Source organism: Streptomyces sp. NPDC019531, assembly GCF_044903305.1.
GTDB lineage: Bacteria > Actinomycetota > Actinomycetes > Streptomycetales > Streptomycetaceae > Streptomyces.
Genome location: NZ_JBJDQL010000044.1, coordinates 34,397 through 48,475, shown reverse-complemented (window position 1 = coordinate 48,475; position 14,079 = coordinate 34,397). Strand labels below are relative to the sequence as shown.

14 protein-coding genes and 1 riboswitch are annotated in these 14,079 nt (G+C 70.0%); of the genes, 5 read left to right on the top strand and 9 right to left on the bottom strand.

The genetic code is table 11. The features are described from left to right. Positions 1-175: 175 nt before the first annotated feature. The 3 genes from ACI2L1_RS35970 to ACI2L1_RS35960 all read right to left on the bottom strand — a co-directional run bounded on the left by ACI2L1_RS35970 (position 176) and on the right by ACI2L1_RS35960 (position 2,945). Complete coding sequence (locus tag ACI2L1_RS35970) at positions 176-874, bottom strand: YoaK family protein (protein ID WP_404743622.1); 699 nt, start codon at positions 872-874, stop codon at positions 176-178. A gap of 191 nt (positions 875-1,065) precedes the next feature. Next, positions 1,066-1,485: a transglycosylase SLT domain-containing protein gene (locus tag ACI2L1_RS35965; protein WP_404743662.1), complete on the bottom strand. Its 420-nt coding sequence runs from the start codon at positions 1,483-1,485 to the stop codon at positions 1,066-1,068. A gap of 431 nt (positions 1,486-1,916) precedes the next feature. Next, positions 1,917-2,945 (bottom strand): MBL fold metallo-hydrolase, encoded by a 1,029-nt coding sequence (locus tag ACI2L1_RS35960; protein ID WP_404743661.1) that lies wholly within the window; start codon positions 2,943-2,945, stop codon positions 1,917-1,919. Between the two features lie 168 nt (positions 2,946-3,113). On the opposite strand from ACI2L1_RS35960, the gene ACI2L1_RS35955 reads away from it, so the two are divergent. Continuing rightward, entirely contained in the window at positions 3,114-4,571 is a 1,458-nt protein-coding gene (locus tag ACI2L1_RS35955; protein ID WP_404743621.1) for an aldehyde dehydrogenase, read from the top strand. A gap of 6 nt (positions 4,572-4,577) precedes the next feature. After that, positions 4,578-4,811, top strand: coding sequence for a ferredoxin (locus ACI2L1_RS35950; RefSeq protein ID WP_266381693.1), 234 nt, complete (start codon positions 4,578-4,580; stop codon positions 4,809-4,811). A gap of 68 nt (positions 4,812-4,879) precedes the next feature. Further along, positions 4,880-5,055: riboswitch (TPP riboswitch) on the top strand. Positions 5,056-5,102: 47 nt separating this feature from the next. On the opposite strand, the gene ACI2L1_RS35945 is transcribed toward ACI2L1_RS35950, so the two are convergent. Next, positions 5,103-5,789 (bottom strand): TetR family transcriptional regulator, encoded by a 687-nt coding sequence (locus ACI2L1_RS35945; RefSeq protein WP_404743620.1) that lies wholly within the window; start codon positions 5,787-5,789, stop codon positions 5,103-5,105. Positions 5,790-5,971: 182 nt separating this feature from the next. On the opposite strand from ACI2L1_RS35945, the gene ACI2L1_RS35940 reads away from it, so the two are divergent. From ACI2L1_RS35940 to ACI2L1_RS35930, 3 genes are read left to right on the top strand one after another with little or no spacing between them, the layout of a single operon-like run. Then, the gene (locus tag ACI2L1_RS35940) at positions 5,972-7,360 is read left to right on the top strand and encodes a glycosyltransferase family 4 protein (protein WP_404743619.1); all 1,389 of its coding nucleotides are present in this window, start codon (positions 5,972-5,974) and stop codon (positions 7,358-7,360) included. Beyond that, on the top strand, positions 7,354-8,103 hold the full coding sequence (locus ACI2L1_RS35935) for a class I SAM-dependent methyltransferase (protein WP_404743618.1): 750 nt from the start codon (positions 7,354-7,356) through the stop codon (positions 8,101-8,103). Before ACI2L1_RS35940 ends, ACI2L1_RS35935 begins: the two co-directional genes overlap by 7 nt. Further along, positions 8,100-9,170 (top strand): prenyltransferase/squalene oxidase repeat-containing protein, encoded by a 1,071-nt coding sequence (locus tag ACI2L1_RS35930; RefSeq protein ID WP_404743617.1) that lies wholly within the window; start codon positions 8,100-8,102, stop codon positions 9,168-9,170. Before ACI2L1_RS35935 ends, ACI2L1_RS35930 begins: the two co-directional genes overlap by 4 nt. A 139-nt stretch (positions 9,171-9,309) precedes the next feature. On the opposite strand, the gene ACI2L1_RS35925 is transcribed toward ACI2L1_RS35930, so the two are convergent. The 5 genes from ACI2L1_RS35925 to ACI2L1_RS35905 form a co-directional block, all read right to left on the bottom strand. Continuing rightward, positions 9,310-9,597, bottom strand: coding sequence for a hypothetical protein (locus tag ACI2L1_RS35925; RefSeq protein WP_404743616.1), 288 nt, complete (start codon positions 9,595-9,597; stop codon positions 9,310-9,312). Between the two features lie 65 nt (positions 9,598-9,662). Then, the gene (locus ACI2L1_RS35920) at positions 9,663-10,673 is read right to left on the bottom strand and encodes an LLM class F420-dependent oxidoreductase (protein WP_404743615.1); all 1,011 of its coding nucleotides are present in this window, start codon (positions 10,671-10,673) and stop codon (positions 9,663-9,665) included. A gap of 127 nt (positions 10,674-10,800) precedes the next feature. After that, positions 10,801-11,622, bottom strand: a complete 822-nt coding sequence (locus ACI2L1_RS35915) for a hypothetical protein (RefSeq protein WP_404743614.1) — start codon at positions 11,620-11,622, stop codon at positions 10,801-10,803. A 163-nt stretch (positions 11,623-11,785) separates the two neighbouring features. After that, positions 11,786-12,724: an N-acetylmuramoyl-L-alanine amidase gene (locus ACI2L1_RS35910; protein WP_404743613.1), complete on the bottom strand. Its 939-nt coding sequence runs from the start codon at positions 12,722-12,724 to the stop codon at positions 11,786-11,788. A 131-nt stretch (positions 12,725-12,855) separates the two neighbouring features. Further along, entirely contained in the window at positions 12,856-13,506 is a 651-nt protein-coding gene (locus tag ACI2L1_RS35905; protein WP_404743612.1) for a class I SAM-dependent methyltransferase, read from the bottom strand. Positions 13,507-14,079: the final 573 nt, after the last annotated feature.

The following is a 14,079-nucleotide window of genomic DNA, read 5'->3' as shown; positions in this document are numbered from 1 at the left end:
CCGACGAACGACGGTCGGGGATGCTCGTCGAGCAGCACGACGAACGCGAGGCAACCTGGCGCGAACGAGCGCTCAACATTGACTTTTGCGGAGTCGAATAACCGGCTATCTGCCCGGGGATGCCCGTCACAGCCTGGAGCTATGGGTCGCACTGCGAGGTAGCTCCCGCAAGGGATCACTCGCGTCCCGAGGCCGTCACCGCCAGCACGGCCACCAGCCCTGCCGCGATCGCCAGCGGAATCCCCAGACCGTGGTGGAGCACCAGCCATGCGCCCAGCCCGGCACCGGCGACCATCGCGATCACGGACGCGGTACGGCGGGGTGAACGGGTGCCGGGGCCGCCGCCCGCCCGGGAGTCGGCGGCCAGGCCGGTCAGCGTCATGGTCAGCACGGTAGTCGTCAGGTCAGGGATGCCGAGCCTGCGGACCGTGGCGTTGCGCAGGCCCATCGCGAAGGCCGTGACCGCGATCAGGGTGTAGGCGGTGGCCGTGGCGCCGGGCGCGGCGAAGGCGACCACGGCCGAGACCCCCAGCAGTACCGCCTCGGCGGTGAGCGTCAGCCGGGCCCAGGTCCGGCGGGAGCCGCCGCCGAGGCGTACGGCGCCCCGGCCGCCGGCGACCGCGCCCACCACGAAGGACGCCAGCGAGGTGAGCGTGTGCGACACCGAGAAACCGGGCGCGCCGGCCGCGGCGAAACCGAGCACGACCACGTTGCCGGTCATGTTCGCGGTGAAGACGTGTTCCAGGCCCAGATAGCTGACCGCGTCGATCAGTCCGCTGACCACCGTCAGCCCCAACAGCACGGCCACCAGACGCAGGCCGCGTGCCTCGGGATCGCCGGCTGTCTTCGTGCCGGTGCTGCTCTGGTCGCTCATCGAGTCTCCGGACGGCCGGACGGGCGGGTGGCCCTCAAGTCCATCACGGATGCGGGGGAGTCCTGGATGTCGGCGGGCCCGTCGGCGGCGCCCGGACATGCGCCCGGACATGCCCCCGCACCCTCGCCGGTCAGGGAACGAGGGTGCGGGTGGTCGATGAGGGAGCCGTGGCTCCCTTCGGCTCCGGCGGCTCAGTACCAGCCGTTGGCCTGCCAGAAGGCCCAGGCGGCGGTCGGGCTGCCGTAGCGGGAGTTCATGTAGTCGAGACCCCACTTGATCTGGGTCTTGGCGTTGGTCTTCCAGTCGGAGCCCGCGGAGGCCATCTTGGAGCCGGGCAGGGCCTGGACCAGGCCGTAGGCGCCGGAGGAGGAGTTCGTCGCGTCGACGTCCCAGCCGCTCTCGTGCTCGACGATCTTGCTGAACGCGTTGTACTGAGCGGCGTTCGGGATCATCTTGTGCGCGATGGCCTTGGCCTGGGCGGACGAGTTGGTGGTGGCCGCATGGGCCGGCGCCGCGGTCAGGACCAGGCCGGCGGTGGCGGCGGCCATCGCGACGGTGGTGATGGCCTTCTTCGGAGAAGCGATGCGGCGGGCGATGCGGGAGACGGACACGAGGAACCTTTTCTCGGGGACGGTGATGTCGCTCGCGATCCCGGGGGACATGCGGCGGCGCCGAGGCCCGTGGGCTTGTCGGCGCCGTGCGACGTGGTCCAGAGAAACAGGCTCGGAGGGTGTCCGCAATGACCCTTTTTACTAGTTGTGGTCGCATCCGGGGGGTGGGGGTGTCGTGTGATCTGGCTCTCAATGTGCAGGTCAGAGGCCATTTTGTCGCGGACATGGCGTCCGATATGCACTACTAGTGCGGTTAGTTGGTGATGTGGGTCATGTGGGGTGCTTCACTGGTCAACGAGGCTCGAATGTGACCGCGCTCTCGAACGCCGCCCGCCGGGTGGCTCTGCGTAGTGCCCTGACCACGGCGGGGCCCACGGCGGGGGTGACGACCGCGCCGCTCTACTCGCCCGAAGGGAGGTACCCGGAGTCGGTCAGACGGCCACGTACGTCGCCGGATCGCTCCCCGTCACCGCCTCCGCCCGCCCCAGCTTCACCAGCCGCCGCAGATGCGCCTCAGCCTCGGAGACGGCGATGTTCCGTGATCCGTAAGGGATCTGGTCCCAGGGCCGGTTCCACTCCATGCGCTCGGCGAGCTGCCAGGGGGTGAGGGGTTCGGCGAGCAGGGAGCGCAGGTCGGTGAGGCGTTCCTCGTGGTGGGCGAGCAACTCCCGTACGCGGGCGGGCGCGTCGGTGAACACGTGCTGGTGGGCGGGGAGGACCTCGGCGGGGGCGAGGCGGCCGACGCGTTCCAGGGAGTCGAGGTAGTCGCCGAGGGGGTCGGTGACGGTGGTGTCGTCGGGGTCCTCGTACAGGCCGATGTGCGGGGTGATCTCGGGGAGCAGATGGTCGCCGGAGAACAGGCGGCCGTGGCCGGGGAGTTGGGCTGGATGCTCCTCCTCCAGGTGCAGGCAGACGTGGCCGGGGGTGTGGCCCGGGGTCCAGATGGCACGGAGCCTGCGGCCGGGGAGGTCGAGGAGCTCGCCCGGGACGATCTCGCGGTCGGGCAGGGCGGGGGAGAAGCCGGGCAGGGTCGTGCGGGGGTGGGCGGTGCGCAGGGGCGCCACGTGCTCCTCGGGGGCGCCGGCCGCGATGAGCTTGGCCGTCATGTAGGAGAACCAGCGGCCGGGACGGGTCTCACGGGTGCGCCGCACGATCGCCGAGTCCGCCGCATGCATCGCGATCCAGGCATCGGAGGCCTCGCGCACCTTGCCGGAGAGACCGTGGTGGTCGGGGTGGTGGTGGGTGATGACCACGCCGTGGATCTCGCCGACCGAGGTGCCGCACGCGGTGAGCCCCTCGCCGAGGGTGTCCCAGGAGGCCGGGTCGTCCCACCCGGTGTCGACCAGCACCGGACCGCGGTCGGTCTCCATGACGTACACGAGCGTGTGGCCGAGGGGGTTGTCGGGGATGGGCACCTGAACGGACCGCACGCCGCCGCCGTGGTCGTACACCTGCGCCATGAGCTCCCCAATCACCGCGTCCACGTCACTATAACTAGAACGCGTTTCGATGGGAGCCCGAGGTCACCAACAGCCGTGGTGTGCGGGCCGTGGACTCCTCCGGAGGGAACTGGTATCAGTTCCGTATCTGATGGATCGTCAGTAAGCCGCCCCTGGGAGGCAGTCGCCATGGCCGAGCTCGTGGAACACGGACAGCTGTTCATCGGCGGGGAGTTGACCGACCCCCTGGGCAAGGACGTCATCGAGGTGATCTCCCCGCACACCCAGGAGGTCATCGGACGGGTACCGCACGCCTCCCGGGCGGACGTGGACGCGGCCGTCGCCGCCGCACGCACCGCCTTCGACGAGGGACCCTGGCCGCGGATGTCCCTCGACGAGCGCATCGAGGTCGTCACCAGGATCAAGGACGCCATCGCGATACGGCACGAGGAAATCGCCCGCGTGATCTCCTCCGAGAACGGCTCGCCGTACTCCTGGAGCGTCCTCGCGCAGGCCCTCGGCGCGATGATGGTCTGGGACTCGGCGATCACGGTCGCACGGAACTTCACGTACGAGGAGACGCGCGACGGAGTCCTCGGCCGTATCCTCGTGCGTCGCGAGCCGGTCGGGGTGGTGGCCGCCGTAGTCCCTTGGAACGTCCCGCAGTTCGTCGCCGCCGCCAAGCTCGCGCCCGCGCTGCTCACCGGCTGCACGGTGGTGCTCAAGCCGTCGCCCGAGTCGCCGCTGGACGCCTACATCCTGGCCGAGATCACGAAGGAGGCCGGGCTGCCGGAGGGTGTGCTCTCCATCCTCCCGGCCGACCGCGAGGTCAGCGAGTACCTGGTCGGACACCCGGGCGTCGACAAGGTCTCCTTCACCGGATCCGTGGCCGCGGGCAAGCGCGTGATGGAGGTCGCCGCCCGCAACCTCACCCGCGTGACACTGGAGTTGGGCGGAAAGTCGGCGGCGGTCGTGCTGCCGGACGCGGACGTCGAGGCGGCCGTGGCCGGGATCGTGCCGAGCGCCTGGATGAACAACGGACAGGCCTGTGTGGCCCAGACCCGCATCCTCCTGCCCCGCTCCCGCTACGACGAGTTCGCCGAGGCCCTCGCGGCCGCCGCGAGCGCGCTGGTCGTCGGCGACCCGCTCGACCCGGTCACCCAGGTAGGCCCCCTCGTCGCCGAACGCCAGCAGCGCCGCAACCTCGACTACATCAGGATCGGCCAGGAGGAGGGCGCCAAGATCCTCACCGGCGGCGGGCGTCCGGCGGGCCTGGACCGCGGCTGGTACGTCGAGCCGACGCTCTTCGGGGACGTCGACAACTCGATGCGGATCGCGCGGGAGGAGATCTTCGGCCCGGTGATCTGCCTGCTCCCCTACGGCGACGAGGCCGAGGCCGTGAAGATCGCCAACGACTCCGACTACGGCCTGTCCGGCAGCGTGTGGACCGCCGACACGGCACACGGCATCGAGGTCGCCCGCCAGGTCCGTACCGGCACCTACTCGGTGAACACCTTCAGCCTCGACATGTTCGGCCCCTTCGGCGGCTACAAGAACTCGGGCCTGGGAAGGGAGTTCGGTCCGGAGGGCTACGGCGAGTACCTGGAGCACAAGATGATCCATCTGCCGGCCGGCTGGGAGGGGTGAGAGGCGATGGGAGACCGCTGGCACGTCGAGGTCGACCGCTCCCTGTGCATCGGCTCGGCCCAGTGCGTCCACACCGCCCCCGACGGCTTCCGCCTCGATACGGCCCGCCAGTCCCACCCCGCGGACCCGGAGACCGACGCCAACGAGAAGATCCTGGCGGCCGCCGAGAACTGCCCGGTCGAGGCCATCATGATCAGCCTGCTCGGGAGCGGGGAACCGGTCTTCCCGCCGGAGGAGTAGGCGTCGAGAAAATCATGGTTTGAGGGGGTTCATTCTCGGACGAGCGTTCTATTCTGGAAGCAGGCCTACGAGACGAGTGAGGGAGTCCGAGCGGAGTAGCCGACTCGGGCGTGAAGCGAAGGCTTCCGCCGGTGCCGACGTCGACGGTCGGGCTGAGAGGCCGAAGAGCAGCGGTAGGGCTCGACGGCGACCCCCGGAACCTGATCCGGACCATGCCGGCGAAGGGAACCCGTCTCGTAGGTCCTTTGTGTGCCGGCGTGCGGCTCTGCACGTCTGTGGCCCTGTGGGGCGCTACGCGCGCCTCTCCGGATCCGTCAGGTCGATCAGACGGCACACCGTCTCGATGTCGATCTTCACCTGGGCGATGGAGGCGCGGCCCGAGAGCCAGGTGATCAGGGCCGAGTGCCAGGTGTGCTCGATGACGCGGACCGCGGAGAGCTGCTCGGGGGTCGGGTTGTCGAGCCCCATCGCGTCCAGGACGATCAGCGTGGTCTGGTGGGAGACCTGGTCGACCTCCGGGCTGACGCTGCGGTCCGCGAAGGTCAGGGCGCGGACCATCGCGTCGGCCAGATGCGGCTCGCGCTGGAGGGCGCGGAAGGCCCGCATCAGCGTCTCCGCTACCCGCTCGGCCGCCGTCTCGCCCTGCGGCGGCTTCTTGCGGAGCGTGCCGTGCATGTGTTCCAGCTGGTCCTGCATGGTGGCGACCAGCAGATGGATCTTGGACGGGAAGTAGCGGTAGAGGGTGCCGAGCGCCACCTGCGAGGACTCCGCGACCTCCCGCATCTGCACCGCGTCGAAGCCGCCGCGGCTCGCCAGCTGTGCGCTCGCGTGCAGGATGCGGCGGCGCCGCGCCTCCTGCCGCTCGGTCAGCGGCGGTACGTCGGATCGCGCGGTACTGGTTTCCACTCCAGTCGACTTGGCCACCTTGTCCACCTTGGGTTCCGTGACAGTCCGTGAGGGTGTGTGATCACTCAGCATGACAGGGTGCCGGGCCGTGGCGCGGTCACGGTGTTCGTGGCGTGAATCACCCGCTCCACCGCTCACAGGGCCCCTACCTGCCGGTAGATTCAGAGCCTCCTGAACGATCAAGTCTGAAACTTGTTCTAGATTACCGTCTCGTCGTAATCTCGCGGGACAGTGCAGGCAGAAGGGGGCCCAGAGTGACCGCTGAGGCCAGTCAGGCGGCGTCTTTCGAGGACCTGGCCGCCGACGGCGAGCGACCGCTCCGTATCGCGCTCCTCACCTATAAGGGGAACCCGTTCTGCGGGGGCCAGGGGGTCTACACACGGCACCTCTCGCGCGAACTGGCCCGCCTCGGCCACCGGGTCGAGGTCATAGGCTCCCAGCCGTACCCCGTCCTCGACGAGGGAGTGCCGCTCACCGAGTTGCCCAGCCTCGACCTGTACCGCTCCCCGGACCCCTTCCGCACCCCGAAACGCGGCGAGTACCGGGACTGGATCGACGCCCTGGAAGTCGCCACGATGTGGACCGGCGGCTTCCCCGAGCCGCTGACCTTCTCCCTGCGGGCCCGACGCCATCTCCGGGCCCGCAGTGGTGAGTTCGACGTGGTCCACGACAACCAGACCCTCGGCTACGGCCTGTTGGGAGACGTCGGCGCCCCGCTTGTGACCACCATCCACCACCCCATCACCGTGGACCGGCAGTTGGAGCTGGACGCGGCCGACGGCTGGCAGCAGCGGCTGTCCAAGCGCCGCTGGTACGCCTTCACCCGCATGCAGAAGCGGGTGGCCCGCCGCCTGCCGTCCGTGCTCACCGTCTCCGGCACCTCCCGCCAGGAGATCGTCGACCACCTCGGGGTCCGTGACGACCGTATCCACGTCGTCCACATCGGCGCCGACACCAACCTGTTCAAGCCGGATCCGTCGGTGCCGGTCGTCCCCGGCCGGATCGTCACCACGTCCAGCGCCGACGTCCCCCTCAAGGGGCTGGTCTTCCTCGTCGAGGCGCTGGCGAAGGTACGCACGGAACACCCCGGGGCGCACCTGGTGGTCGTCGGCAAACGGCCCACGGAGGGCCCGGTCGCCGTCGCGATCGAGCGCTACGGCCTCGAAGGCGCCGTCGACTTCGTCAAGGGCATCTCGGACGCGGAACTGGTCGACCTGGTCCGCTCGGCGGAGGTCGCCTGCGTACCGTCGCTCTACGAGGGCTTCTCGCTGCCGGCGGCGGAAGCCATGGCGACCGGAACCCCCCTGGTCGCGACGACGGGCGGCGCGATCCCCGAGGTGGCGGGGCGCGACGGCGAGACGTGCCTCGCGGTACCGCCGGGCGACCCGGGCGCACTGGCTGCCGCCCTGAGCCGCCTCCTGGGCGACCCGGACCTGAGAGCGCGACTGGGCCGGGCCGGGCGTGAGCGGGTACTGACGAAGTTCACCTGGGCGAAAGCCGCGGAGGGCACGGTGTCCCGGTACCGCGAGGCGATCACCGGCTCCGCCGGCAGCCCCAGCCGCTCCGCGGCCCCCACGGGTGCCGCACCCGCAGTCCCCACCACAGACACCGGTGTCTATTCCGAAAGCAGGGCCACGTGCTGACCGTCGACTTCTCCAGGTTCCCGCTCGCGCCGGGCGACCGTGTCCTGGACCTCGGCTGCGGGGCCGGCAGGCACGCGTTCGAGTGCTACCGGCGCGGCGCGCGGGTCGTGGCCCTGGACCAGAACGCCGACGACATCCGCGAGGTCGCGAAGTGGTTCGCGGCGATGGAGGAGGCGGGCGAGGCGCCGGAAGGGGCCACCGCCACGGCCATGCAGGGCGACGCGCTCGCGATGCCCTTCCCCGACGAGTCCTTCGACGTCGTGATCATCTCCGAGGTCATGGAGCACATCCCGGACGACAAGGGCGTACTCGCCGAGATGGTCCGGGTGTTGAAGCCCGGCGGCCGCATCGCCATCACCGTCCCGCGCTACGGTCCCGAGAAGGTCTGCTGGGCCCTGTCCGACGCCTACCACGAGGTCGAGGGCGGCCACATCCGCATCTACAAGGCGGACGAACTGCTCGCGAAGATCAGGGAAGCCGGGCTGAAGCCGTACGGCACCCACCACGCGCACGCGCTGCACTCGCCGTACTGGTGGCTGAAGTGCGCGTTCGGCGTCGACAACGACAAGGCGCTGCCGGTGCAGGCGTACCACAAGCTGCTGGTCTGGGACATCATGAAGAAGCCGCTGGCGACGAGGGTCGCCGAGCAGGCCCTCAACCCTTTGATCGGCAAGAGCTTCGTGGCGTACGCGACCAAGCCGCACCTGCCGCGCCTTTCCGAGAACGAGGCGGCCGCCAAGTGACGACCCCCCGGACAGAACACCTCGTCCTGCCCGGGGTCCTCACCGCCGAGCAGGCCGCCGCGACCGTGGCCGGGATCCTGGCCGTGCAGCGGGAGGACGGGGCGATACCGTGGTTCCGCGGACACCATCTGGACCCCTGGGACCACACCGAGGCCGCGATGGCGCTGGACGCGGCGGGCGAGCACGAGGCGGCCGAGCGGGCCTACGAGTGGCTCGCGCGGCACCAGAACGAGGACGGCTCCTGGTACGCGGCCTATGCCGACGGCGACTTCGCGGATGTCACCGACCGCGGGCGCGAGACGAACTTCGTCGCGTATCTCGCGGTGGGCGTGTGGCACCACTACCTGTCCACCGGCGACGACGTGTTCCTGGACCGCATGTGGCCGGCCGTCCACGCGGCGATCGAGTACGTCCTCGGACTCCAGCAGCCCGGCGGGGAGATCGGCTGGAAGGGCGAGGACGACGGGAGCTTCACGACCGACGCCCTCCTGACGGGCTCCTCCTCCGTCCACCACGCACTGCGCTGCGCGCTCGCCATCGCCGAACAGCGCGAAGAGCCGCAGCCGGACTGGGAGTTGGCGGTCGGGGCCCTGCGGCACGCGATCCGTCGCCACCCCGAGCGGTTCCTCGACAAGGACCGCTACTCGATGGACTGGTACTACCCGGTACTGGGCGGCGCGTTGACCGGCGCGGAGGCCAAGTCCCGTGTGGAGGAGGGCTGGGAGCGCTTCGTCGTGCCCGGTCTCGGGGTCCGCTGTGTGGTCCCCAACCCGTGGGTCACGGGCGGGGAATCGGCCGAACTCGCCCTCACTCTCTGGGTGATGGGCGAGTCGGACCGCGCGCTGGACATCCTCCAGTCGATCCAGCACCTGCGGGACGCGGAGACCGGCCTGTACTGGACGGGCTACGTCTTCGAGGACAAGGCGATATGGCCCCGGGAACTGACCACCTGGACGGCGGGATCGCTGTTGCTGGCTGTCGCCGCCCTCGGCGGCCACGAGGCCACATGTGCGGTGTTCGGGGGCGAACACCTGCCGAAGGGGCTGGATCCCGACTGCTGCGAGTGAGCGCGCCCAGTGGGGCGCGGGGTTGTGCCACTGTGCGGCTCCGCCGCGTGGGCGCGACCAGACACTGACGTGCCCGCACTCGCCGACCGGCAGTTCCGACCGACTTCCTGGGCGTATTCGGCCCGGCTGCGCAAAGCGCTCAGTGCCGCGTCATGCGTCCGGCGATAGCGTGGCCGATGAACAGGTAGACCACGGCCGCCAGGCCGTAGCCTGCGATCACGCGGGCCCAGGCCTTGTCGAAGGTGAACAGGTCACGCGACCAGCCGGCCAGCCAGTTGGCCGCGTTGTGGACGAACTGCACCAGGTCGTTGGCACGGTTGGCGTCCAACAGGTACATCAGGATCCACAGGCCCAGGATGAGGGCCATGATGTCGGCGACGATCGCTACGATCGCCCCGGCCCGATTGCCGCTGCTGTATCGAGACATACTCTGCGGATTGCCGCCGGATCCTGGATGAAACCCGAACGAGTTCTTTCGGATTTCCTCTTTCCTCAGGTGTTGAGCTCCGCAAGCACCCGCAGCGACTCCCGGTCGGGCGACAGCGCCAACAGATCCGTCACCGGCCCCTTCCGCCACAACTCAAGCCGCTCGGCGATCCGTTCACGCGGCCCGACGAGGGAGATCTCGTCGGCGAAGGCGTCCGGGACGGCGAGCACGGCTTCCTCGCGGCGGCCGGCCAGGAACAACTCCTGGATCCGGCGGGCCTCCTCCTCATACCCCATCCTCGCCATCAGATCGGCGTGGAAGTTGCGGGCCACGTGTCCCATTCCGCCGATGTAGAAGCCGAGCATGGCCTTCACGGGCAGCAGGCCTTCGCGCACGTCCTGGCAGACCCGGACCTGGGCCATGGGAGCGATCAGAAAGCCGTCGGGAGCGTCGGCGAGCGAGGCCTCGTACACCTCGGGGCGCGTCGGCGACCAGTACAGGGGGAGCCAGCCGTCGGCGATACGGGTCGTCTGGGCGACGTTCTTCGGCCCCTCGGCGCCGAGGAGTACGGGGAGGTCGGCCCGGAGGGGGTGCGTGATGGACTTCAGGGGCTTCCCGAGGCCGGTGCCGTCCGCACCGCCGTACGGATGGGAGTGGAACCGCCCGTCGAGCACGACCGGCGCCTCCCGCCGCAGCACCTGCCGTACGACATCGACGTACTCCCGCGTCGCGGTGAGCGGCGACCTGGGAAACGGCCTGCCGTACCAGCCCTCCACCACCTGCGGCCCCGACAGCCCCAGCCCGAGCATCATGCGCCCGCCGGAGAGGTGGTCGAGGGTGAGCGCGTGCATCGCGGTGGTGGTCGGCGACCGGGCGGCCATCTGCGCAATGGCCGTACCCAGCTTGATCGTTGATGTCTGCGCCGCAATCCAGGTCAGTGGGGTGAAGACATCCGACCCCCACGACTCGGCGGTCCACACGGAGTCGTACCCGAGCCGCTCGGCCTCCCGCGCGAGCGACACGTGATCGGGGGAGGGGCCGCGGCCCCAGTAGCCGAGGGCGAGACCGAGTCGCATGACGCCTCCATCAGGTATCCGACGGCATCTGACGGCCAGTCAGTTACGAAGCTGCGAGCTGCGACTGTACGACAACGGCCCCCCGCCCGGAAGGGCGAGGGGCCGTGCACGGCTCCGGTGGGCCGGGTCAGCCGCGCTGGATCCCGGAGGTGTCCTGCAGTACGCCGCGGCGGCCGTCCTGCGTCTGGGCGACCAGGCTCGGACCGCGCTGCTCGACGGCCAAGTACCAGGTGCCCGGCGCGAGTTCGGCGATCGGAGTGGGCGAGCCGTCCTCGGCGAACAGCGGCCGCGGCACGGGAACGGCGAACCAGAACGGGGAGAAGTCCCCGGCCGGCGGCTGGGGCTGCGCCTGCTGCGGCTGAGCCTGCGCCTGCTGCGGCTGGGCGCCGTAGGGCTGGCCCGGCTGGGGCTGGCCGCCGTACTGGGGCTGCTGCTGGGCGCCCGGGTAGCCGTAGCCGCCGGGGGGCTGGGCGCCGTAGGGCTGGGGGGCGGCGGGCTTGGGGGCGGGGATGAGAGCGGCCTGGAGGGCGGGGACCAGGGGGGTGGCGATTGCGCCGCCGGCGAGGAGGAGGGCGGCGATGAGGCCGAGGATGAGGCCCGAGCCGGCGCTGATCCTCGAACTGTCGTTGAGCGAACCCAGCGGGTCGATGATGCTCCAGAGCGAGGTCCACGCGGCGAAGATGGTCAGCGCGACGCCGAGCGGGCCGAGGTCGAGTCCGGCGACCTTCGGCGGCTGCGGGAGTGCCCGGGCGACGATGATCAGGACCGCGCCGATGATGCCGCCGACGTACATGCTCATCGCCAGGCCGAGGTTGTCCCAGGCGTTGGGGATGTCGCTGCTCGACGAGGCACCGTCGATGGAGAATGAGCTGAGGAACGACGCGATGAACAGCAACACCGCTGCTCCGATCACCACGCCGTCGCCTCGAGTGAGGGAGCGGATATTCACTTCAATGGGTCCTTCGGTTCAGTCTTCTCGTCATCGGTGGAGGCGTCGCCGTCACCATGTCGCCGTCGGGACGCGGTGTGAAGCGCGGAAGTGGCGCCCCATCTTAGGGACGACACTATCGTCCGTCCGAGCAGGGTGTTCGGCGGGTTCAACCCGGCGATCACTACCTCCGCAGGAAACTCACGATTCCCTGGGAGATTCCTTGCGCCGCTTTTTGTCGCCAGGCGCCGGTCGTGAGCAGTGCCGCGTCCTTGCTGTCGCGCATGTTGCCGCACTCGATGAACACCTTGGGAACCATTGAAAGATTGAGACCGCCCAGGTCCTCACGCGTGACGAGACCGGTGCCGTCACCGATGTAGTTGGACGGCGGCTCGCCCGTGACGCGGACGAAGTTGCCCGCGATGCGCTCGCCGAGGTCGGCCGAGGAGGCGACGATGGGGCGGGTGTCGGCGGCGCCCGCGTGCACCGAGCCCGGAAGGATCACGTGGAAGCCGCGGTTGCCGGCCGCCGAGCCGTCCGCGTGGATGGAGATCGCCGCGTCCGCGTGGGCCTTGTTGCCGATCGCCGCCCGTTCATCCACGCAGGGGCCCCAGGTCGGTGAGCCGTTGTCGTGGGTCAACTTCACGGTGGCGCCCTGCTTTTCCAGCAGCGCCTTCAGCCGATGGGACACGTCCAGCGTGAACTGGGCTTCCGCGTAACCCGAGTTCGTGGACGTACCGGTGGTGTCGCACTCCTTCGAGTTCGTGCCGATGTCCACCTTGCGGTTGATCTCGGTGGGGTGCTGGACATTGCCGGGATTGTGACCGGGATCGATGACGACCACCTTGCCCTTGAGCGGGCCGGCGGCCGCGGGCGCCGAAGCGGTGGGGGAGGAGGTGGATTCGCCGGAGGCGGGCGAGCTGGAGGCCGCCGTCGAAGGCGTCGTCCGTACGATCGCCGTGTCCGCCCCGCCGCCGCCGTCGGTCCCGGTCCCGCTCACCGCCTCGTACACCAGCCACCCCAGCAACGCCCCCGGCACAAGCGCGGCGACCGCCACGGTCAGGGGTCTGCGGCGGGGGCGGCGGGGCTGGGGAGGATCGAAGTCCGGGCCTACGTACGACACATCAGCCACCCTATCGGCCGGTCAGGGCCTGCACCTGGTCGACGAACACCGTCTCGTGTACCGGGCAGACGACTAGGAAGTGAAGATCCTCAAAGGCCGCTACCACTACAGCTGAGACCGGACTGGCGGGGTCACATCCCCGCCCTCGTTCGCCGCAGGACGCGCAGCGAGTCGGTCACCGAGACCTCCGTGAAGGCGCCTGAGTCGAGGGCCCGGAGGTAGACGCGGTACGGAGCCTGGCCGGTGAACTCGTCCTTCGGGTCCGGGAAGACGTCGTGGATGAGGAGCAGGCCGCCTTCGGCCACATGGGGAGCCCAGCCCTCGTAGTCGGCGGTGGCGTGCTCATCGGTGTGGCCGCCGTCGATGAAGACCAGGCCGAGGGGAGTCCGCCAGAACTTCGCGATCTGCGGCGAGCGGCCGACCAGCGCCACCACGTGCTCCTCCAGCCCCGCACGGTGCAGGGTGCGGCGGAACGTCGGCAGCGTGTCCATCAGGCCGATCTCCGGGTCCACAGTCTCCGGATCGTGGTAGTCCCAGCCCGGCTGCTGCTCCTCGCTACCGCGGTGGTGATCGAGGGTCAGCGCGGTGACCCCGGTCTCGCGGGCAGCGTCGGCGAGCAGGATCGCGGACCGACCACAGTACGTACCGACCTCCAGCAGCGGCAGCCCGAGCGCACCCGCCTCGACGGCGGCGGCATGGAGCGCCAGCCCCTCGTCCACGGGCATGAATCCCTTCGCCGCCTCGAACGCGGCCAGGATCTCCGGCTTGGGGGCGGGGGCCATGGGGGTCTCTTTCGTGTCGAACGTGCGGACAGGCGTCGTACGACAGCCATCGTGTCGTACGAGGGGGAGCGTGTCGTACGAGAGGGTACGCGCCGGAGGCGGACCGCGTGCCGGGTGGGCCCTGCCGGGGCCCGGTGCCAGGTTCGGGCGCCATGGCGGAACCCATTGCGTGACCTGGCCGCGTTCGTCGCGGAGCGTGAGCCGCAGCTGATCGCCCACCACTTCCAGTCGACGAGTCCGAGTCCACGATGACCGGGGTGGCCGTCCGTCCGGACTCTGCGTCGATGGAGCTTCACCTGGCGGTCGGCGGGCCCGGGTTCCGGGCGTTCGGCGGACTCATCGAACTGAGGTCCATCGACGTGTACGGGCGGCCCGCCCCGGCGGTCGTGGAGTTGCTCAGGCAGAAGGCGGAGATACTCGGCGGGGGGACCGGGCACCCTCACGCTCCACGACCACGAGGCGGGTTTCAGCGGGATCGGCTGATCTTCGGGCACCCGCTCACGCGGGCACCCCGGTCGTCTCACCAGGCAGCGACAGGTCCAGGTCCACCGGCCGTTCCCCGCCGCCATGCGT